Annotated in this window: 19 protein-coding genes and 1 riboswitch; of the genes, 12 read left to right on the top strand and 7 right to left on the bottom strand. The window is 56.0% G+C overall.

Translation table 11 applies throughout. The features are described 5' to 3' along the window. The first annotated feature begins 361 nt into the window (after positions 1-361). Positions 362-2,383 carry an excinuclease ABC subunit UvrB gene (gene uvrB, locus C7M51_RS03115; RefSeq protein ID WP_160620421.1) on the top strand — a complete coding sequence of 674 codons (2,022 nt, stop codon included), beginning with the start codon at positions 362-364 and terminating at the stop codon, positions 2,381-2,383. Between the two features lie 77 nt (positions 2,384-2,460). Here the strand turns inward: uvrB and C7M51_RS03120 are convergent, their stop codons facing one another. Then, positions 2,461-3,369 (bottom strand): gluconeogenesis factor YvcK family protein, encoded by a 909-nt coding sequence (locus tag C7M51_RS03120; RefSeq protein WP_160620424.1) that lies wholly within the window; start codon positions 3,367-3,369, stop codon positions 2,461-2,463. Between the two features lie 303 nt (positions 3,370-3,672). After that, positions 3,673-3,805: riboswitch (molybdenum cofactor riboswitch) on the top strand. Between C7M51_RS03120 and moaA the strand changes: the two genes are divergently transcribed. The 5 genes from moaA to moaE all read left to right on the top strand — a co-directional run bounded on the left by moaA (position 3,792) and on the right by moaE (position 6,491). Next, positions 3,792-4,781, top strand: a complete 990-nt coding sequence (gene moaA / locus C7M51_RS03125) for a GTP 3',8-cyclase MoaA (RefSeq protein ID WP_160623545.1) — start codon at positions 3,792-3,794, stop codon at positions 4,779-4,781. Its footprint overlaps the riboswitch before it by 14 nt. Positions 4,782-4,795: 14 nt before the next feature. Next, positions 4,796-5,311, top strand: coding sequence for a molybdenum cofactor biosynthesis protein B (gene moaB, locus C7M51_RS03130; RefSeq protein WP_160620426.1), 516 nt, complete (start codon positions 4,796-4,798; stop codon positions 5,309-5,311). 2 nt (positions 5,312-5,313) lie between these two features. Beyond that, entirely contained in the window at positions 5,314-5,799 is a 486-nt protein-coding gene (gene moaC / locus C7M51_RS03135) for a cyclic pyranopterin monophosphate synthase MoaC (RefSeq protein WP_141177912.1), read from the top strand. Next, a complete protein-coding gene (gene moaD / locus C7M51_RS03140; protein WP_160620428.1) occupies positions 5,792-6,037 on the top strand; it encodes a molybdopterin synthase sulfur carrier subunit in 246 nt (81 codons plus the stop codon). The genes moaC and moaD overlap by 8 nt, the downstream gene beginning before the upstream one ends. Before the next feature lies 1 nt (position 6,038). Beyond that, positions 6,039-6,491, top strand: a complete 453-nt coding sequence (moaE, locus tag C7M51_RS03145; protein WP_160620430.1) for a molybdopterin synthase catalytic subunit MoaE — start codon at positions 6,039-6,041, stop codon at positions 6,489-6,491. On the opposite strand, the gene C7M51_RS03150 is transcribed toward moaE, so the two are convergent. Next, positions 6,488-7,279 carry an OBAP family protein gene (locus C7M51_RS03150; RefSeq protein WP_160620433.1) on the bottom strand — a complete coding sequence of 264 codons (792 nt, stop codon included), beginning with the start codon at positions 7,277-7,279 and terminating at the stop codon, positions 6,488-6,490. The genes moaE and C7M51_RS03150 overlap by 4 nt on opposite strands. A gap of 145 nt (positions 7,280-7,424) precedes the next feature. Here C7M51_RS03150 and C7M51_RS03155 point away from each other — a divergent pair, with 145 nt between their 5' ends. Both C7M51_RS03155 and C7M51_RS03160 read left to right on the top strand, forming a co-directional pair. Then, the gene (locus C7M51_RS03155; protein ID WP_160623546.1) at positions 7,425-8,513 is read left to right on the top strand and encodes a DUF1615 domain-containing protein; all 1,089 of its coding nucleotides are present in this window, start codon (positions 7,425-7,427) and stop codon (positions 8,511-8,513) included. Positions 8,514-8,644: 131 nt separating this feature from the next. Further along, positions 8,645-9,355, top strand: coding sequence for a Bax inhibitor-1/YccA family protein (locus C7M51_RS03160; protein ID WP_160620435.1), 711 nt, complete (start codon positions 8,645-8,647; stop codon positions 9,353-9,355). A 406-nt stretch (positions 9,356-9,761) separates the two neighbouring features. Here C7M51_RS03160 and C7M51_RS03165 read toward each other — a convergent pair whose 3' ends face one another. The 3 genes from C7M51_RS03165 to C7M51_RS03175 are packed head-to-tail and all read right to left on the bottom strand — an operon-like array spanning position 9,762 to position 12,819. Next, on the bottom strand, positions 9,762-10,817 hold the full coding sequence (locus tag C7M51_RS03165; RefSeq protein WP_160620437.1) for a lysylphosphatidylglycerol synthase domain-containing protein: 1,056 nt from the start codon (positions 10,815-10,817) through the stop codon (positions 9,762-9,764). Then, positions 10,817-12,061 (bottom strand): cardiolipin synthase ClsB, encoded by a 1,245-nt coding sequence (gene clsB, locus C7M51_RS03170; protein WP_160620439.1) that lies wholly within the window; start codon positions 12,059-12,061, stop codon positions 10,817-10,819. Before clsB ends, C7M51_RS03165 begins: the two co-directional genes overlap by 1 nt. Then, a complete protein-coding gene (locus C7M51_RS03175; RefSeq protein WP_160620441.1) occupies positions 12,058-12,819 on the bottom strand; it encodes an endonuclease/exonuclease/phosphatase family protein in 762 nt (253 codons plus the stop codon). The genes clsB and C7M51_RS03175 overlap by 4 nt, the downstream gene beginning before the upstream one ends. A 178-nt stretch (positions 12,820-12,997) precedes the next feature. Between C7M51_RS03175 and C7M51_RS03180 the strand changes: the two genes are divergently transcribed. The 4 genes from C7M51_RS03180 to C7M51_RS03195 all read left to right on the top strand — a co-directional run bounded on the left by C7M51_RS03180 (position 12,998) and on the right by C7M51_RS03195 (position 17,447). Continuing rightward, positions 12,998-13,390: a YbhQ family protein gene (locus tag C7M51_RS03180; protein ID WP_160620443.1), complete on the top strand. Its 393-nt coding sequence runs from the start codon at positions 12,998-13,000 to the stop codon at positions 13,388-13,390. A gap of 243 nt (positions 13,391-13,633) precedes the next feature. Next, complete coding sequence (gene rhlE, locus C7M51_RS03185; protein WP_160620445.1) at positions 13,634-15,070, top strand: ATP-dependent RNA helicase RhlE; 1,437 nt, start codon at positions 13,634-13,636, stop codon at positions 15,068-15,070. A 135-nt stretch (positions 15,071-15,205) separates the two neighbouring features. Next, positions 15,206-16,156, top strand: coding sequence for a tRNA dihydrouridine(16) synthase DusC (dusC, locus tag C7M51_RS03190; protein WP_160620447.1), 951 nt, complete (start codon positions 15,206-15,208; stop codon positions 16,154-16,156). Positions 16,157-16,244: 88 nt separating this feature from the next. Continuing rightward, complete coding sequence (locus C7M51_RS03195) at positions 16,245-17,447, top strand: MFS transporter (RefSeq protein WP_160620449.1); 1,203 nt, start codon at positions 16,245-16,247, stop codon at positions 17,445-17,447. On the opposite strand, the gene C7M51_RS03200 is transcribed toward C7M51_RS03195, so the two are convergent. After that, a complete protein-coding gene (locus C7M51_RS03200) occupies positions 17,423-19,015 on the bottom strand; it encodes an inorganic phosphate transporter (RefSeq protein ID WP_160620451.1) in 1,593 nt (530 codons plus the stop codon). The genes C7M51_RS03195 and C7M51_RS03200 overlap by 25 nt on opposite strands. Positions 19,016-19,829: 814 nt before the next feature. Next, a complete protein-coding gene (locus C7M51_RS03205; protein ID WP_160620453.1) occupies positions 19,830-20,951 on the bottom strand; it encodes a L,D-transpeptidase family protein in 1,122 nt (373 codons plus the stop codon). Between the last annotated feature and the right edge of the window lie 172 nt (positions 20,952-21,123).

Here is a 21,123-nt window from a genome sequence, read left to right on the forward strand (position 1 = left end):
GGCAGACCAGAGCGGGCGCGGCTTTTTCCTGAACTGGCGCTAAACTGGACTTTATTTATATTCTATTTATTTTCAGCATGTTAAACAAAATCAAGGCTGCTCCAGCGCCAGCTTTTTTACCATACGTGTTTTGCGCTGCGCCTATTGACAAATGTTAAAGGGCGAGCACAGTTGGGGATAACCTCATGGCCCTTAATATTATCACTGCGTAACGATAAGCTTTAAAATCTCCTCTTTGCCTTTTCCAATTGGATAGTGCAAAATAACTGATTATTTATCCAGTATTCCGCGCTGGAAAAATCATCGAAGCGGAGTAAAATTACCATCCTGTCCGTGCAATCCTTCAGCAGAGACCTTCATAATGAGTAAAGCTTTTAAACTTAACTCCGCCTTTCAGCCCTCTGGCGACCAGCCTGAGGCGATACGCCGACTGAAAGAGGGGCTTGAGGACGGTCTGGCGCACCAGACGCTGCTGGGGGTAACCGGCTCCGGAAAAACGTTTACCGTTGCCAACGTGATTGCCGATCTTAACCGGCCAACGATGGTGCTGGCGCCGAACAAAACGCTGGCCGCTCAGCTTTATGGCGAAATGAAGGAGTTCTTTCCCGATAACGCCGTGGAGTACTTCGTCTCTTATTATGACTATTATCAGCCGGAAGCCTACGTGCCCAGCTCAGATACCTTTATCGAGAAGGATGCCTCGGTCAACGAGCATATCGAACAGATGCGTCTCTCCGCCACCAAAGCGTTGCTGGAGCGGCGTGATGTAATCGTGGTGGCCTCGGTTTCAGCAATTTACGGCCTCGGCGATCCCGATCTCTATCTGAAAATGATGCTGCATCTGTCACGCGGTATGATTATCGATCAGCGCAGCATTCTGCGCCGCCTGGCCGAGCTGCAATACAGCCGCAACGATCAGGCGTTCCAGCGCGGTACTTTCCGCGTGCGCGGTGAGGTGATCGATATTTTTCCGGCGGAATCGGATGATATTGCGCTGCGCGTAGAGCTGTTTGATGAAGAAGTTGAGCGGCTGTCGCTGTTCGATCCGCTTACCGGCCAGGTTGATTCTGTGGTGCCGCGCTTCACTATCTATCCCAAAACCCACTACGTGACGCCGCGTGAGCGCATCGTCCAGGCGATGGAAGAAATTAAGGTGGAGCTGGCCGATCGGCGTAAAACCCTGCTGGCGAATAACAAGCTGCTGGAAGAGCAGCGCATTACGCAGCGCACCCAGTTCGATCTTGAGATGATGAACGAGCTGGGCTACTGCTCCGGCATCGAAAACTATTCGCGCTATCTCTCCGGGCGCGGGCCGGGCCAGCCGCCGCCGACGCTGTTTGACTACCTGCCAGCCGATGGCCTGCTGGTGGTGGATGAATCACACGTGACCATCCCACAGATCGGCGGCATGTATCGCGGCGACCGGGCGCGTAAAGAAACGCTGGTGGAGTATGGCTTCCGCCTGCCTTCGGCGCTTGATAACCGTCCGCTGAAATTTGAAGAGTTTGAGGCGCTCGCGCCGCAGACTATCTATGTTTCCGCCACGCCGGGTAACTATGAGCTGGAAAAATCGGGCGGCGAGGTGATCGATCAGGTGGTGCGTCCTACCGGCCTGCTCGATCCGGTCATTGAGGTGCGCCCGGTGGCAACGCAGGTGGACGATCTGCTGTCGGAGATCCGCAAGCGCGTGACTATCAACGAACGCGTGCTGGTCACCACGCTGACCAAACGCATGGCAGAAGATTTAACGGAATATCTGGAAGAGCACGGCGAGAAGGTGCGCTATCTGCACTCGGATATCGATACCGTAGAACGTATGGAGATTATCCGCGACCTGCGCCTCGGCGAGTTTGACGTGCTGGTAGGCATCAACCTGCTGCGTGAGGGGCTGGATATGCCGGAGGTATCGCTGGTGGCGATCCTTGACGCGGATAAAGAGGGCTTCCTGCGTTCTGAACGTTCGCTGATCCAGACCATCGGGCGTGCGGCGCGTAACGTTAACGGTAAGGCGATTCTCTATGGCGATAAAATCACGCCGTCAATGGCGCGCGCTATTAGCGAAACCGAGCGCCGTCGTGAGAAGCAGACCGAGTACAACACCGAGCACGGTATTGTGCCGCAGGGCCTGAACAAGAAAATCACCGATATTCTGGAGCTGGGCAAGAGCGCGACCAAAGGCAAAACGCGTGGCAAAACCACCAGCCGCAGCGCCGCAGAGACCGACGCCAGTTATATGGCGCTGTCGCCGCAGGCGTTGCAGAAAAAAATTCATCAGCTGGAAAACGAGATGCAGCAGCATGCGCAGAATCTGGAGTTTGAAGAGGCGGCCAGAGTGCGCGATCGGCTGCATGAGCTGCGCGAATTGTTTATTGCCGCTTCATAATCGGGCTGAAAGCGGGCGGGCATCAGATTGCCCGCCTTGCGGAGTGATAAAGGTAACGGCAGAAGCAAAGCGACGTTTTAGCCGAGCGACTGCACCGCTTTTTCCAGCGCCTGGCGCAATAGCTGACGATCGTGGCGGTAGGGAATATCCGCCGCTTCCAGCGGTTGCTGGATAATCAGGCGATCGCGTACGCCCTGCGTATCCACGCCAGGGCCTATCACCACCGCATCGATAACTCTTTTACCAATGCGTTTTTCCAGCAGCGCCAGCTTATCTTCCAGACGCAGACTGGCGGCTGCCGGACTCAGCTCCCGCCCCAGGTTACCGATATAAATCAGCGGTGCGGGCGAGCGGCGCAGCGCCTGGGTCATCTCTTCCATCAGCAGCAGCGGCATCAGGCTGGTAAAGAAGCTGCCGGGGCCGATCAGCAGCAGATCGGCATCGGCAACGGCTTCAATCGCCTCACGCGTGGGCGCAACGTTAGGATGCAGCATCAGCTCCTGCGGCGGCAGCTTCAGCGTATCGATCTCCGTCTCGCCATAAACCATATGGCCTTCGCTGTCGGTGGCGAGCAGATCCACCGGCTGCTCCGACATCGGAATTAAAAAGGCATCCACCTTCAGCAGATTGCGGATCAGGTTGATCGCTTCCAGCGGGCGCACGCTGAGATGATCCAGCGCCTTCAGCATCAGGTTGCCGAGGTTATGTCCGGCCAGTTCACCGTTGCCGGTAAAGCGGTACTCGAACATGGCTGAGGCGACGCCGGGTTCGGTAATCAGCTGATTAAGGCAGTTGCGCATATCGCCCCAGGCGATGCCGCCTTCGGAACGGCGAATACGTCCCGTAGAGCCGCCGTTATCGGTGGTAGTGACAATGCCGGTAAGGCGCGAGCCGAGCAGGGCAAGGGCTGACATCACGCGGCCCAGGCCATGACCGCCGCCAAGGGCAACCACCCGATCCAGATCCGCAAGGGTACGATTTCGCATAATTCTCCTGACAGTTAACCATACTGACCGCCATCGTCAGCAGCGCACAGGATAATGGTTTCTTATCGCCTTTAACACACTGCTTCGCGCTGGAAACGGGCAAATCGAGGAATAACTGACATTTCTGAATAATTGCAGTTATTGCTTACGCCGTATAACCCCGTCGTACCGGGCAAGTTCGTTAAACAGGGGGCGATTATGCAGCAATATGCAGAGAAAATCCGATATATAACTGTATATACAACGAAATTTGACGTGGCATAGCCTGACAAATAACGTTACTATTTGGTCATTCCTGCTTAGCAGGCACAACCACACTCAAGCCTTTACGCCTACGTCCTTAGATACGGCGAACTGGCCGCAGCCGCGAGCTGCCAGGGTGCAGAAAGAAATGACTGCATCTCCCATTTTGGAAAGGTGTTCTGGTGACGCAATTTACTGATTCTTATGCGCGCAAGTTTTATTACCTGCGTCTGTCGATCACAGATGTGTGCAATTTTCGTTGCACCTACTGCCTGCCCGATGGCTATAAGCCGCAGGGCACGACCAACAAAAGCTTCCTCTCTCTGGATGAGATCCGGCGCGTCACGCGTGCGTTCGCTAACGCCGGTACGGAGAAGGTGCGTCTCACCGGCGGCGAGCCGAGTCTGCGCCGCGATTTTATCGATATCATCGCGGCGGTGCGCGAAAATCCGGGCATTAAGCAGCTGGCGGTTACCACCAACGGCTATCGCATGGCGCGCGATGTTGCCCGCTGGCGCGAGGCAGGGCTGACGTCGATTAACGTCAGTGTCGACAGCCTTGACGCCCGTCAATTCCATGCCATCACCGGCCAGGATAAATTCCATCAGGTGATGCAGGGCATCGATGCCGCTTTCGAGGCGGGGTTCAGCAAGATAAAAGTCAATAGCGTGCTGATGCGCGATGTGAACCATCGCAGCCTGCAAGCCTTTCTCGACTGGATTCGCCATCGTCCGATTCAGCTGCGCTTTATTGAGCTGATGGAAACCGGCGAGGGCAGCGATCTCTTCCAGCGCCATCATGTTTCCGGTGAGGTGATTCGCGACCAGCTGATTATGCAGGGCTGGCAGCGTCAGCTGCGTGAGCGCAGTGACGGTCCGGCGCAGGTGTTCCGCCATCCTGACTATCAGGGCGAAATCGGCCTGATCATGCCTTACGAGAAGGATTTTTGCGCCAGCTGCAACCGCCTGCGCGTTTCGGCTATCGGTAACCTTCATCTCTGCCTGTTCGGTGACGGTGGCGTGCCGCTACGCGATCTGCTGGCGTCGGATGAGCAGCAGGATGAGCTACAGGCGCGTATCGCCGCCAGCCTGGGACGCAAAAAGCAGACCCACTTCCTGCATCAGGGCAATACCGGCATCACGCAGAATCTTTCATTTATCGGCGGCTAACACGGGAGAATAGCATGAGCAAAGCCAACCTCGAATTTCAGGCGACACGCATCGCGGTACTGACCGTATCCGATCGTCGTGACGCCTCTGACGACACTTCCGGCGACTACTTTCGCGAGGCGGTGACCGAAGCGGGCCATCAGGTGATCGATCACGCTATCGTTCCCGATAATCTTTACCGCATCCGCGCGGTGGTCTCCAGCTGGATTGCCAGTGATGACGTGCAGGTGATTTTAATCAACGGCGGCACCGGCTTTTACAGCAAAAACAGCACGCCGGAAGCGCTGCTGCCGCTGTTTGACCGCGAAGTGGAAGGCTTTGGCGAAGTGTTTCGCATGCTTTCATGGGAAGAGATTGGTTCCGCCGCGTTGCAGTCCCGCGCCGTTGCAGGGATGGCGAACCAGACGTTAATCTTCGCCGTGCCTGGCTCAACCTCCGCCTGCCGTACCGCATGGGAGCGCATTATCTGCGAGCAGCTTGATGCACGCACGCGTCCCTGCCAGTTTGTTTCCCACCTGAAAAAAGCGTAACTATGTCGCAATTAACCCATATTAACGCCGCCGGTGAAGCGCATATGGTCGATGTGTCGGCCAAAAATGAAACGCTGCGCGAGGCGCGCGCGGAAGCCTGCGTGGTAATGTCGCCCGCCACGCTACAAATGATTATCGAAGGGCGCCATCATAAAGGCGACGTGTTCGCCACCGCACGCATTGCCGGTATCCAGGCGGCGAAACGCACCTGGGAACTGATCCCGCTCTGCCACCCGTTAATGCTAAGCAAAGTGGAAGTGGAACTGGTTGCCGAGCCGGAAAAAAACCGGGTGCGCATTACGTCGCTTTGTCGTCTGACCGGTAAAACCGGCGTCGAAATGGAGGCGCTGACCGCCGCTTCGGTAGCCGCACTGACCATCTACGACATGTGTAAAGCGGTACAGAAGGATATGGTGATTGAAACGGTGCGCCTGCTGCATAAAAGCGGCGGCAAATCGGGTGATTTTCAGGTGGTGGATCATGATTAACGTGCTGTTCTTCGCGCAGGTGCGCGAGCTGGTGGATACCTCATCGCTGACGCTGGCCGCCGAGTACGCCACGGTCGAGGATCTGCGTGTGGCGCTGGCGGCGCGTGGCGATCGCTGGGCGCTGGCGCTGAATGCCGGAAAGCTACTGGCATCGGTGAATCAGACGCTGGTTTCGCTTCAGCATCCGCTTCAGGATGGTGATGAAGTCGCCTTCTTCCCACCGGTCACCGGAGGCTAACATGACGACCCGAATTCGCGTCGGTGAGGCGTCGTTCAGCATGGCTGACGAATACGCGTGGCTCTCCGCCTGTGATGATGATGGCGCAGTTGTTACCTTTACCGGTAAGGTGCGTAATCACAATCTGGGCGATAATGTCTCCGCGCTGACGCTGGAGCACTATCCCGGCATGACGGAAAAAGCGCTGACCGAGATCGCCGACGAAGCACGCACGCGCTGGGCACTTCAGCGCATCAGCATTATCCACCGTGTTGGCGCGCTCTATCCCGGCGATGAGATCGTTTTCGTCGGCGTCAGCGCCGCACACCGCAGCGGCGCTTTCGAGGCCGCCGAGTTTATTATGGACTACCTGAAAACCCGTGCGCCGTTCTGGAAACGGGAAGCGACGCCGCAGGGCGACCGCTGGGTCGATGCTCGCGACAGCGATCGCCAGGCCGCCGAGCGCTGGGATTAATGCTGCTGGCGCTTCGTCTGTTCTGAAGTGCCAAACTGCGTATTGCCGTGGGCGTGCTCGCCGCCGCCCTCTACGCGCTGAAGCTGAATGACTTCGCCATCCTGCCAGGCATTTGCGCCCTTAACCACAGGGTTGGCGATAATATCGGCGCGCTGCTGGCGCATCTTGCGGCTGTCGATATCGAAACGTTCATCGCGATCTTTCAGTAGCCGCCGATCGAGCTGACCGTCAGCGGTAAAGCCCATCATCAGCGCCGGAATGCCGATTGGCAGGCTCTGGTCACGATCGGTATGCCAGGTGTGCCAGGTTTTCCCATAGGTATTCACCAGTTTGGTCATTAACGCCTTATCCGCCGCGTCCGGCAGGCCGGGCGCGATCAGCGTCCCCGACTTCACTTCATAGCTATGGCTGTGCCACAGCTTTTTCTCTTCCGGCGGCAGCGTTTTATACAGCCGCTCGCTGATAATGTATTCCACGCCCATCAACCGGGCGTTGCGCGTATTGCCATCATAAATCACCGCCTGCATCACATCGTCGTTCAGGACAGTAACGTAATGGTGCGCTTCCATCTGACCGTTTTTATCACCACTGTAAAAGTGGAAGCCGTCGAGATAGGCGTTAATGGCATCGATCGGCGGACGTGACTGCAACACCGCCGCGCCGCTATCCAGCAGCTTCATTTTGGTTGAGGTTGGTGCGCCCGGCGTCTGTACCTGCGCCGGTGTATTATTGCCGCTACAACTGGCAAGCGCTAAAGCGGTAACGATCGGCAGCCATGCTGTTTTCATTGCTTCACTCCTGTCATAATCATTAACAAAAGTTAACGTTAGTCCAAATTACTGAAAGTGAAAGGTGAAGCCATCATCCGGTGCGGCGCTGGCAATTTCCGCTTACGGTGGTAAGGTGCGTTATCTTCCGCAAACGGAGACAGGTATGTCATTTACGCGATTCCGTATTTTTTCACTGCTGGGGCTACTGGCGCTGGCGGGCTGTAGCAGCAAACCGCAAACGACACCGCAGCAAACGCCGCAGCAGATACAGGCGCGCATTGTGAAGCTGATGCCTGCGCACGTGCAGCAGAAGGCGGAGTGGGCCAGCGATATCGCTACCGCCCTGCGTACCCAGCAGATTGAGGCCAGCGACAGCCATATCTGTGCCATCGTTGCGGTGACCGATCAGGAAACTAACTTCAATGTCGATGCGCCGGTTACCGGTCTGTCGAAAATCGCCTGGGGCGAAATCAACAAACGCGCAGCGCGGCTACATATTCCGACGTTTCTGGTACGAACCGCGCTGCTAATCAAATCCTCTAACGGACGCAGCTATGCCGATCGGCTGGATAGCGTACGCAGCGAAAAAGAGCTGAGTGCGATTTTTGATGACTTTATCGACATGGTGCCGATGGGACAGACGCTGTTTGGCAACCTCAATCCGATCCACACCGGCGGGCCGATGCAGGTCAGCATCGCCTTTGCCGAAGCGAACGCGAAAGGCTATCCGTGGCCGGTGAAAGAAGGCATACGTCAGGAGGTCTTTACGCGCCACGGCGGCATCTGGTTTGGCGTGAAGCACCTGTTGGGTTATCCGGCCAGCTACAGCGAGCCGTTGTACCGCTTCGCCGACTTTAACGCAGGCTGGTATGCCAGCCGTAATGCGGCGTTTCAGGCAGCGGTGGCACGCACTACCGGTATGAAACTGGCGCTGGATGGCGATCTGATTCTCTATGGTTCCGATAAAGCAGGCGCCACCGAACTGGCGGTACGCACGCTGAGTCAACAGCTGGATATGAGCGATCGCGCCATTCGCCGCGATCTGGAGAAGGGCGACAGCGCGGAATTTGAGCAAAGCAAACTGTGGAAAAAGGTCTTTGCGTTAGCGGATAGCCAGGCCGGACACACGCTGCCGCGTCAGATGCTGCCCGGCATCCAGCTGGAAAGCCCGAAAATTACCCGCAAGCTGACGACCGCCTGGTTCGCCCAGCGCGTCAACAGCCGCTATCAGCAATGCATGGCCCGTCGCTAACCGCGATGGTTACGCAAAATGACTCACAGCCTCATGCCGTTATCATCAGGTTTGAAAAACGAGTAATGGCGCGATCGTCCAGATCTATGCCACACTTGAATAACTTAACTTTTATACCTTCAGGGGGATCTATGGATCGATTTCCACGCACTCAGGATACAATCGTGCAGCGTGCCGGTACGGGGCTGCAAACTTATATGGCGCAGGTGTATGGCTGGATGACCTGTGGCCTGCTGCTTACCGCCTTTATCTCCTGGTATGCCGCCAACACGCCAGCGGTGATGGAAATGGTGTTGGCGAATCGTATCACCTTCTTCGGCCTGATCATTGCTCAGCTGGCAATCGTATTTGTGCTTTCTGGCCTGGTTCATAAGCTAAGCGGCGGCATCGCTACCGCGCTGTTTATGCTCTACTCGGCGCTGACCGGCCTGACGCTGGCGAGTATTTTTCTGGTTTATACCTACTCCTCCATCGCCAGCACCTTCTTTGTTACTGCCGGCATGTTCGGCATCATGAGCTTCTGGGGCTACACCACTAAAAGCGACCTGAGCAAAATGGGTAACATCCTGTTTATGGCGCTGATCGGACTGCTGCTGGCTTCGCTGGTTAACTTCTGGCTGAAAAGCCCGGCGCTGATGTGGGCGATTACCTATATCGGCGTGGTAGTGTTTGTCGGCCTGACCGCTTACGACACGCAAAAACTGAAGGCGATTGGCGAACAAATTGATACGCGCGATAAAGAAAACCTGCGCCGCTATTCAATTATGGGCGCGCTAACGCTCTACCTCGACTTTATCAACCTGTTCCTGATGCTGCTGCGTATCTTCGGCAACCGCCGCTAATCAAACAACAAAGCCACAGCCGTGCATTGCGTTACGGCTGTGGCTTTATTCCATGTGGGCTTTGTCCCAGCGATGCACTTCGTTCAATCCTTAGCGACTAAATCTATTCTTTGGGTTTTGTCACCGCCGTGCATTTCATTCAATTCTTAACGACTAAATATGTTCGTTGAGTTTTGTCCCAGCTGTGCACCTTATTCAAAGCGCGGGGAGTACCGGGCGAAGAGTAAAGCGTCCCGCGCCATGGACGGCGCGGGCCGAGCGGTCAGGGATGACAGATTTTGCGTCTTTACGATCGACCGGTACTCTCTGCGCAGACGCCATCCAACGCAGTCACCCAGACACCAAGGCACCCAAGGCAGACGCTCACAGCACATCCCCCAAAATACCCTAACCAAAAACCATTCCGCTAAACCGCTTTACCCGGCGCCTCAGCAACCGGCTGCTCAGCATGCATTGCATCCTCATCCGCAGTCCCTTCCTTCGCGCCCAAAGCATCATCCTGCGCCTGCATCTTACGCTCATTCTGCTGGCGCAAATGCTTAGCACGGCTCTCCAGCCACAAATACAACACCAGCGCCAACAACAAAGGCAAAATAAAATAGAGCACGCGATAGGCGAGCAGGGCGGCAATAATCTGCCCGTGGCTGGCATGCTCGCCGCGCAGCAGCGCCAGAAAAACCGCCTCCAGCACGCCAATCCCGGCGGGGATATGAATAATCACCCCGGCGATACTGCTAATCAACAACACGCCCAACACCACCGGATAATCCACCTCCTGCCCTAACAGCAGCCAGATAATCATCCCCATCACCATCCAGTTGGCACTCGAAATCACAAACTGAAACAGCGCCATCCGCAACGACGGCAAAGCCAGCTTATGACCGCGCACCTTCCAGTGCCGCCGCTTAGAAAAAGCGCAGGCGGCTAAAAACGCCACCACCAGCAACGACAACAGCACGCCAATCAAACGCAACGTACCCTCGCCAATAAACCAGCCCGGCGGAATTGGCACCATTCCGGCGCTAAAAATAATCCCCGCCAGCAAAATATAACCCAGCCAGTTAGTAGCGATACTCAGTGAAAAAATTCGCGTAATGGTACTGCCGCTTAACCCAAGCCGCGAGTAAAGCCGATAACGCATCGCCACGCCGCCAACCCAGGTACTCAGCGTCAGATTAAAGGCGTAACAGATAAACGACACCAGCATCACCTGCCGCTTAGCCAGCTTATGCCCGCAGTAGGCGCGCCCAATCAAATCATAACCGCCGTAGGCGAGATAACTGATAATCACCAGACCTACGGCGCTGAGAATGGCGACATGGTTATAGTTAACGATAACCTTCCACACATCCTCCCAGTTCACCTTGCGCGCATAGACCACCAACAGCACGATAACGGCGACAAAAAACAGCCAGGTCAAAATCTTTTTGGCCAGCTTCCACTTTGGATGAGCTTTTGACATCAGGATTTCACCCTCTGATTATCCGACTCGACGCGATCCTGGGTTTCCAGTTCAGGCTGAACCGGCGGCGGCACCTGCTTAACTTTAGGCGTATGCGCAGGCAGCCAGCCAGCAATGGCGGGAAAATGACGCAGGAAATGGAACACGATTACGCTCTTGCCCAACTGAAGCCAGGTACGCTTCGGTAACTTATCCTCCTGCACGCGTACGCAATCCTCACTCAGCAAACGCTCCAGATTATCGCGCAGCGTCTGATTAAACTGCCGATCGTGAATGATCAGATTGGCTTCCAGATTCAGCGACAGGCTTAAGGGATCGAGATTGCTGGAGCCGACCGTTGCCCACTGCCGATCGGCCACCGCCACCTTACCGTGCAGCGGACGACGAATATATTCATACACCTCGACGCCACCCTCCACCAGATAGTTATAAAGCAGCTCCGCGCCAACCTTCACAATCGGCATATCTGGCTCGCCCTGCACAATCAATCGCACCCGCACGCCGCGCTGGGCCGCATTCTTCATCTCGCGCAGCAGAAGATAGCCGGGGAAAAAGTAGGCGTTGGCGATAATCACATCCTGCTTCGCCTTGCTTAACATCTCCAGGTAGTGCTGCTCAATATCGTCGCGGTGATCGTCATTATCACGATAGACAAACAGCGCCTGTGCATCGCCCGGCTGCTGATTCACTGTCGGACGATGCGAGCGATGCCCCCACCAGCGGCGGGTATTTGCCTCGCTGCCGATGGCGGTCTGCACATAACGCCCGATATCATCCACAATCGGCCCTTTTACCTCGATAGCGTAATCCTGCTTCGCCTCCGGGCCATAATCGCTGTTGTGCTCGGCGGAAAAATTAATGCCGCCGACAAAGGCGATCGTACCGTCAACTACCACAATCTTGCGATGCAGCCGCCGGAACACATTGGTGCGCATCCCCATCACCAGCGGGCGCGGATCGTAATAAAGAAAACGCACGCCCGTCGAGGTGAGACTGGAAACAAACTCGTCGGAAAGATCGGGTGAGCCGTAGCCATCCACCATCATTTCAATCTTCACCCCGCGCTGTGCGGCGGCCAGCAGCTCGCGGTGCAGGGCATTGCCCACATCATCTTCAAATAAAATAAAGGTTTCCAGCAGCACGCTATGCTGCGCCCGCTGGATGGCACCGAATACGCGCGGGAAAAATTCTTCGCCGTTTTCCAGCAGCTTAATGCGGTTACCGTCGCGCCAGCTTGTTGTCATAAATGAATCTCCACGGCCAGCGGCGCATGATCGGAGAGGTGAGACCAGGGCCGCATCGGTAATGCCCAGGGATGGCTAATGCCTGCGTTGCGCACATAGATACGATCGAGGCGCAGCAGCGGAAAACGCGCCGGAAAAGTACGCGCCGGACGACCATGCTTACGGCTAAACACCTCATCCAGATTAGCGCAGCGTTTCAGCACCGAATTGGCACGTACCTGCCAGTCATTAAAATCGCCCGCTACCACCAGCGGTGCGTCAACGGGCAGGGCGGCGTTCATCTCGCACATCATATTCATCTGCGCGTCACGGTGTGCATCACGCAGGCCCAGATGTACGCACATCACATGCAGCTCCTGCTCGCGGTGCGGAATCTGTAAACGGCAGTGCAGCACGCCGCGCTTTTCCGTGCCCTCAACCGAAATATCACGGTTCTCATAATCAATAATAGGAAAGCGGGAGAGTATCGCATTGCCATGATCGCCTTCGGGATAAACCGCGTTGCGTCCATAAGCGTAATCGTTCCACATGGTATCGGCCAGGAACTCATAGTGAGGCGTATCCGGCCAGTTCTCCACCTGAAGCGGATGAATCGCGTGGGTGCCCATCACCTCCTGTAAAAAAACGATATCGGCGGAGGTTGCGCGTACCGCTTCGCGTAGTTCAGGCAAAATAAAGCGCCGGTTAAAACTGGTAAAACCCTTATGCGTATTAATTGTCAGGACCTTAAAGGAAAATCCTTGCGCTTTTTGTGACATACTGGGGGCGCTCTCCTTTTTGTTTTGATTTCCGATAAAGTGTAGTCTTTGTCACAAAAGAGCGCTGATTTCCGCTGAGAATTGCGGCATTGTCTGAAAATTGCGTTACATTGAGGGCATTCGTCACTGGCCTTGCCCGGCCACTTGGGCGGCGTACAGACGCTGTCAGGAGAAGAGGATGAAATGGTTTAACCGTATTCAGATTGTTACCGGCCAACACTGCCTGCACATTTCTTTGCATCTGTTGATGCTAGTAGCCCTCGTTTGGGGCTGGCGGGAAAGGGCGTTGGTTGAGGTAAGCAGCGTACTGGTGGCCACCTATGCCGCCGTGTTTATTGCCATGCTGTTGACGCAGCGCATCGCGCGGCTGCGCCGGGTAGGTGATTTTTTAGAAGAGATCACCACCACCTATTACTTCGGTGCGGCGATGCTGGTGCTGTTTCTCATCTCGCGCGTGATACATAACAACCTGCTGCTGGCCTGCCTCGGCATGGTCATGCTGGTGGGACCTGCGCTGGTATCGCTGCTGGCGAAAGAGCCAGCGCCACAGCCGGAAAAGAAACGCGGCTAAGTCAGCCACCTGTCAGATAATCTGTGGGGCCGTCATCTGCGGCCCCGTTTTTTTAGTCTGAACGCGCCCTTTTTTGCCCGCTGAAGGCATGCCGCTATCCCGCCGCCGTGTAAACTGTTACACTGATCGCATTACGCACCGTAGTTTGTGCTCTTTCAATCGCTTGTCTGACAAGCGTCATGGCTTTCCCCCTGGAAACTGCACCGTTAACGACGGTCAGGGCGGAACCGGAGTTAAACCCCTATGTCTTTTGATTCTCTCGGCCTGAACGCCGATATTTTGCGTGCGGTTGCCGAGCAAGGCTATCGTGAGCCTACTCCCATCCAGCGCCAGGCGATCCCGGTGGTGCTGGAAGGCCGCGATCTGATGGCCAGCGCCCAGACCGGCACCGGTAAAACCGCAGGCTTTACCCTGCCGATTCTGCAACTGTTGAATGCGCAGCCGCAGCCGACAAAAGGCCGTCGTCCGGTGCGCGCGCTGATTTTAACCCCGACGCGCGAGCTGGCGGCCCAGATTGGCGAAAACGTGCGTGACTACAGCAAATACCTTAACCTGCGCTCGCTGGTGGTATTCGGCGGCGTCAGCATTAACCCGCAGATGATGAAGCTGCGTGGCGGTGTCGATCTGCTGGTGGCAACGCCGGGACGCCTGCTCGATCTGGCGCACCAAAATGCGGTCGATCTCTCTAAAGTTGAAATGCTGGTGCTGGATGAAGCGGATCGTATGCTCGATATGGGCTTCATCCACGATATTCGTCGCGTGCTGGCGCGTCTGCCTGCGAAGCGTCAGAACCTGCTGTTCTCGGCAACCTTCTCCGATGAAATCAAAACGCTGGCGGAAAAACTGCTGGATAACCCCAGCCAGGTCGAAGTGGCACGTCGCAACACTGCGTCAGAGCAGGTTACGCAGCATGTGCATTTCGTTGATAAAAAACGCAAACGTGAGCTGTTGTCGCTGATGATCGGTCAGGGCAACTGGCAGCAGGTGCTGGTATTTACCCGCACCAAACATGGCGCGAACCATCTGGCTGAACAGTTGAATAAAGATGGCATTACCGCCGCCGCGATTCATGGCAACAAAAGCCAGGGCGCGCGTACCCGTGCGCTGAGCGATTTTAAAGGTGGACAGATTCGTGTGCTGGTGGCGACCGATATCGCCGCGCGCGGTCTTGATATCGAAGAGCTGCCGCACGTGGTGAACTATGAATTGCCTAACGTGCCGGAAGATTATGTGCACCGTATCGGGCGTACCGGACGTGCAGCGGCTACCGGCGAAGCACTGTCGCTGGTCTGCGTCGATGAACATAAACTGCTGCGTGATATTGAACGCCTGCTGAAGCGTGAGATTCCGCGCATGGCGTTGCCGGGCTTTGAGCCGGATCCGAGCATCAAAGCGGAGCCGATTCAGAACGGACGTCAGCAGCGCGGTGGCGGCGGGCGCAGCCAGGGCGGGCGTGGTCAGGGTGGCGATCGTCCATCAGGCCAACGTCACTCGGCCTCTGGCGAGCGTCAGCCGCGTCGTAGCGCGGGTGAAGGCAATGCACCGCGCCGTTCGTCAGGGGAAAACGGCGCTTCTCGTCGCACCTCCGGCGAAGGTGCGCCGTCGCGTCGCCTTTCCGGCGATCGCAGCGGCCAGCGTTCAGCGCGTCCGCGCAGCGATAAGCCCGCCGGTAATCGCTGATTATCTTGCTGACTCACGGTCACCTCAACGGTGGCCGTTTTTTTATGGTGAAAGCAATAATCCTTCCGACAGATGATTCTCTCCCTTCGGCAAAAGGCGTAAACTTGCGCGTCAATTTTTACAAAGGTATCTCTCATGCGGGTGTTACTGGCGCCGATGGAAGGCGTGCTCGATTCGCTGGTGCGCGAATTACTGACGTCGGTAAATGATTACGATCTCTGCATCACCGAGTTTCTGCGCGTGGTGGATCAGCTGCTGCCGGTAAAATCGTTTCTGCGCCTTTGTCCTGAGCTACAGCAGCAGAGCCGCACCTCGTCCGGTACGCGGGTGCGGGTGCAGCTGCTGGGCCAGCATCCGCAGTGGCTGGCGGAAAACGCCGCGCGCGCGGTTGAACTCGGCTCCTGGGGTGTCGATCTCAACTGTGGCTGCCCCTCGAAGCTGGTTAACGGTAGCGGTGGCGGTGCCACGCTGCTGAAAGATCCGGAGTTAATCTATCAGGGGGCAAAAGCGATGCGTGAAGCAGTACCGTCGCATCTGCCGGTCACGGTAAAGGTGCGTCTCGGCTGGGATTCCGGTGAGAGGCGCTTTGAAATCGCCGATGCGGTGCAGCGGGCAGGGGCCAGCGAGCTGGTGGTGCATGGACGTACTAAAGAGGAAGGCTACCGCGCCGAGTGCATTAACTGGCAGGCAATTGGTGAAATCCGCCAGCGTCTGCGGATTCCGGTGATCGCTAACGGTGAAATCTGGGACTGGCAGAGCGCGCAGCAGTGTATGGCGGTAACCGGCTGTGACGCGGTAATGATCGGGCGCGGCGCGCTGAATGTACCCAACCTCAGCCGGGTAGTGAAATACAATGAACCGCCGATGCCGTGGCCGGAGGTGATGGCGCTATTGCATCGCTATACCCGGCTGGAAAAGCAGGGTGATACCGGCATGTATCACGTGGCACGCATCAAGCAGTGGCTGGGTTACCTGCGCAAAGCTTATCCGCAGGCGGATAAGCTTTTCACCACCGTGCGCACGCTGAAAACCTCGCCCGATATTGCGGCAGCGATCGATCGTCACTGTGAACAGGTGGTGGCGTAGCGCGATCCGTATCGCATTAAAAGGAGCGCGTTACCATCGGGCCTGTCGTATGATGGGTTCGTATATCCCTCAGCTTCTTTAATCGCCCATGGATTCGACATCTGCTTTAAGTAATGCGCAGCTGAACCGGCGCATCCTTTCCGTAATTATCTTCACTTTTTTCTGCTATCTCTCGGTTGGTTTGCCATTGGCGGTGCTGCCCGGGTTCGTACATAACCAGCTGGGCTACGGTTCGTTTATGGCGGGCCTGATTATCAGCGTGCAATATTTCGCGACGCTGGTGAGCCGTCCACAGTCGGGGCGACTGGCCGATGCGTTAGGGCCAAAAAAAGTGGTAATGCTGGGCATGAGCTGCTGTGGCCTGAGTGGATTGTTGACGGTGCTGGCCGGGCTGGCGGCGGCAACGCCCTGGCTAAGCCTGCTGCTGCTGGCGGTGGGCCGCGTGTTTCTTGGCGTGGGAGAGAGTTTCAGCAGCACCGGAGCCACGCTGTGGGGAATGAATATTGTCGGCAGCGCGCAGACGGCGCGCGTGATCTCCTGGAATGGCGTTGCTACCTATCTGGCGATGGCGGTGGGCGCGCCCGCTGGCGTGGCGCTGAATACGCTGATGGGCATTCACGGTTTCGCCATTCTGGTCACGCTGATGGGGCTTGTCGGTCTGATACTGGCGAGCCGCAAGCCGCCGGTTAGCGTCGCGCTCGGCGTGCGCATTCCGTTTCACCGCGTGGCATCCAGAGTCTGGACTTACGGTTTGGGTCTGGGGTTGGGCACCATTGGCTTTGGCATGATCGCGACATTTATCACGCTCTACTTTGCCAGCCGCCAGTGGCAGGGTGCTGCTTACGCGCTCAGCCTGTTCAGCATCGCCTTTGTGGTGATACGTCTGATCTTCAGTCGTACCATTACGCGCTATGGCGGACTGCCGGTTTCGGTCTGCTCTTTCGCCGTGGAGTGCGCAGGATTGCTGCTGATCTGGCAGGCAAATTCGCCCTGGCTGGTGGATATGGGTGCGTTGCTGACCGGTGCGGGATTTTCGCTGATTTTCCCGGCACTGGGCGTGGAGGCGGTAAAACAGGTAGCTGTGCAGAATCAGGGGGCCGCGCTCGGCACCTATTCCGCCTTTCTTGACCTGGCGTTAGGGATAACCGGCCCGCTGGCCGGGATACTAATTAATCATGCGGGCATGCAGACCATCTGGCCCGCCGCTGCGTTGATGGTGTTGCTGGCGCTGCTGTTGACGCTGCATCTCTGGCTGCGTACGCGGCGCTACAGCGCCAGCAGCAGCGCATAGAGCAGAGCTGACAGCAGCGCGCAGACCGGCAACGTCAGTAGCCAGACCAGCCCCATGCGCTTTAGCGTTGCGCTGTGCAGCGGGCTGCGGTTCGCTGTCATGCTGCCCGCCACGCCGCAGGTCAGTACCTGAGTGGTGGAGATCGGCAGGCCAAACGGCTCCGCGATGCCCAGCGTGGTCATCGTCACCAGCTCGCTGCTGGCACCCTGCATTGGGCTGAGCGGCGCTTTTCCGGTGCGCTCGCCGATGGTAATAGCGATACGCTGCCAGCCGGTTAGCGTGCCCAAAGCCAGCGTCAGCGCCGTGACGACTTTTACCCACCAGGGAATCATTTTACCGGCATGATTGAGCTGCGTAGTCAGTTCGCTTAGCAGCGCCCGTTGACCGGGCGGCAGCGATGCCTTTTCCTGTAGCAGCTGACGCACCGTGCTGGCAGTAAGCGACATACGCAGACGCAGTGCGATGCGTTCGTCAGGCGTCAGCGCGTTAAGCTGCGTTGGGGTACTTAACTGCTGGTGTAGTGCGCCCGCCATCACGCCAAGCGCCGCCAGCGTCTCATCGCGATGTTTCTCCCGGCGCTGCTGATAGCGTTCCAGTGTTGTCTGCGCTTCAGCCGGTGTAAGAAGAGCCTGCGACGGCAGCTGCGCCTGCGTTTGCGCCGTCAGCCGCGTCAGGCTGGCAAGCTCGCTTTCCGGCAGCGTACGATTCAGGGCAAAAGCGCCCGGCAGGGCGATCAGCAGGATCACCATTATCAGGCCCATCCCTTTCTGCCCATCGTTAGCGCCGTGCGCAAAGGAGACGCCGCTGCTGGTCAGCATCAGCATTCCACGCAGCCAGCGCGGCGGGCGTGTTCCAGGCGTGCGGGAGGCGGGCAGTAGCGCCGTCATTAGCCGCAGCAGCAGGCCAGCGGCAAGAAAGCCCAGCAGCGGCGAAAGCAGCAGCGCCCAGCCAGCTCTGGCCGCCTGATGCCAGTCGATACCGCTTAGCACCTCTCCCTCATTCAGCAGGCTACTGGCGCAGCCAACGCCCAGCATGGCACCCAGTAGCGCATGGGAAGAGGAGGAAGGAATCGCCATGTACCAGCTGGCAAAATTCCAGCCAATAGCCGATAGCAGCAGTGCATACGCCAGCGCATAGCCATGACGCGAATCCAGCGTCATCAACCCTTCAGGCGGCAGCAGTGACATTACGCTCCAGGCGACCACGCCGCTTGCCAGCAGGACGCCAAGCATATTGGCAACGGCGGAGATCAGTACCGCACGCGCTGGCGAGAGCGTACCGGTATAGATAACCGTGGTTACCGCATTCGCGGTATCGTGCATGCCGTTAATAAAGATAAAGCCCAACGCCAGCAGGAAGGAGCCGAAAAGCAACAGGGCGGTAGAAAAGGGCAGGCTGTCGCCAGTGGCGAAACGAATTTCCGGGGAGAGCTGCGTCATCATCCAGGCAAGGCTGATTATCAGCAACAGCATTAACATTATGCGCGCCAGCCGTTGCCTGCCCGATTGCGGCGTATAAAGCGCAGGAAAGCGTGTAGCGTAACGGGTAAACAGGCTATGGTCACTCATGAGGCACCATAAAAGTGATGAAGACGATAGCTGTGATACGCCTTTTATATGACAAAATAATGAAGATGAAAAATAAACTAATAAGCCCGAAGGACACTTTTACCGGGCATGAAAAATTTAAATTTTTTTAGAGTATAAAATAACGGTGTACCGTTAAAAAAGCATCTAATAAAAAATAAATGATTGTTACTATTTCCTCATTCTGCGATCGGGAAAACGATCGGGCTGTGTGATGTCCCTGGTATGGCGCACTGGCATGGTCTGGTTTATTAATTACGTAATCAACTAATTTGAGTTGCTTAATCGTAACCTTATTAATTCAGGCAATAATCGATACAGTTAATAAAATAAAGACGCCGCTGGTGAAAAATCACCAGCAGCAATAAGTATTATTATAAAAATAATTTCCCTGGTGTTGGAAAAGACGAAAAGCTATATTCATTTTACAACTAAGGTGACAAGGAGATTATTATGAAAAGTTTGCTGCCCGTCAATCTATTATTTTAAAGTTATTATCATTTTTGATAACCTGATCTACCCTAAATAAATAGCATGTTAATAATTTAATTTTCATTAATGCTATTTTTTCTATTTATTTTTCTGCCAGAGAATAAATGTAGCGCAAGCCAGGTGATAATATGCTGTTTTACTTCGGACCGGAAGAAAAATAACAGGGCAGAAGGGAAGATCTTAGTTTTATCAACTTTTCCCGGCAGGAGTAAGCGGGGCGAAAAAATAGCCTTATGGCATCGACGCTGAGGGATATAAAAAAGGGTGATGCCAGGCATCACCCTTTGTCATGGCGCAACAGCGATCAGGAACCGCTGTAGTCGCTGACTTCAGACTCGTCGTCTTCACCGTTAACATCCGGCGTCGTCGCATCGTCTGGCTCAGTCGGCGCTGCGGGCTGGGCCACGCTGATCGGGGCCTGTGCTGGCGCGGTACTTTCAGCGCTCTGCGGCATAACCGGCTGAGGCTGAACGCCTTCCGGCTGCTGCGGCACGGCATCGGCAACGCCGTTGATTTTCACCGGCATACCGGAGCGCAGCTTCAGCGCCTGGTCGATTACTGTCTGGTTAACGCTGGCGTCAGACATGATTTTGCTTACCGCTGGCGTCAGGGTAATCGGCACCGGCGCGTGAGATTTAAACTGCTCCTCGGTGGTAGAAAGCGGATTATGGATCTCGACGTAACGCGAGCCGTCCGGCTCCACCGTCGCCTTCACCGGCTGATCGATAAACTGCACGCGTGTACCAACCGGCACGTTATCAAACAGCCATTTGATATCGTCGGCGCGCAGGCGTACGCAGCCGTGGCTGACGCGCAGGCCTACGCCAAAGTTAGCGTTGGTGCCGTGAATAGCATACAGGCGACCAATATAGAGTGCATACAGCCCCATCGGGTTATCCGGACCCGCCGGGAACACTTCCGGCAGCGTTTCACCACGAGCGGCATACTCTTCATGCATTTTTTTGGTCGGCGTCCAGGTTGGGCCCGCTTTTTTACGCTGGACGGTGGTTGTCCAGTTTACCGGCGTATCCTTGCCCAGTTCACCGATACCGATCGGCAGCACCACCACGGTGTTAGTGCCTTTCGGATAGTAATACAGGCGCATCTCCGCGCTGTTGACCACGATACCTTCGCGCGGCGCATCAGGCAGGATCAGCTGCTGAGGAATGATCAGTTTTGTTCCCGGCTGCGGCAGATAAACATCCACGCCAGGGTTGGCTTCAAGCATATTGCTCAGGCCCATTTGATACTGCGCAGCAAAGGCTTCCAGAGGAAGTTTGCTGTCCTGCGGGATGGTAATTTCGATGTTTTCACCTACGAGGCGGCTGTTGGCCGGTGGCAGGGGATAGACCACGGCCAGCGCCTGTTGGCTAAATGCCACCAGTGCCACTGCAAGTGAAGCGATTGCGCGAATGCTTTTTTTCATCTTATTTCAATTGATTAATGCCAATAAATGGCTTGTTAAAAAGTAACCCAGGTGCGGCCGGTGCGACCGACTGCACATTATATGTGCATAACCACATATTGTGGAATCAGGAATTTTCCTTATAGCATCATATTTATTTAACTCTATGTCATCGAACGCAATCCTGCCTGTC

The organism is Mixta intestinalis (assembly GCF_009914055.1).
Classification (GTDB): Bacteria; Pseudomonadota; Gammaproteobacteria; order Enterobacterales; family Enterobacteriaceae; genus Mixta; species Mixta intestinalis.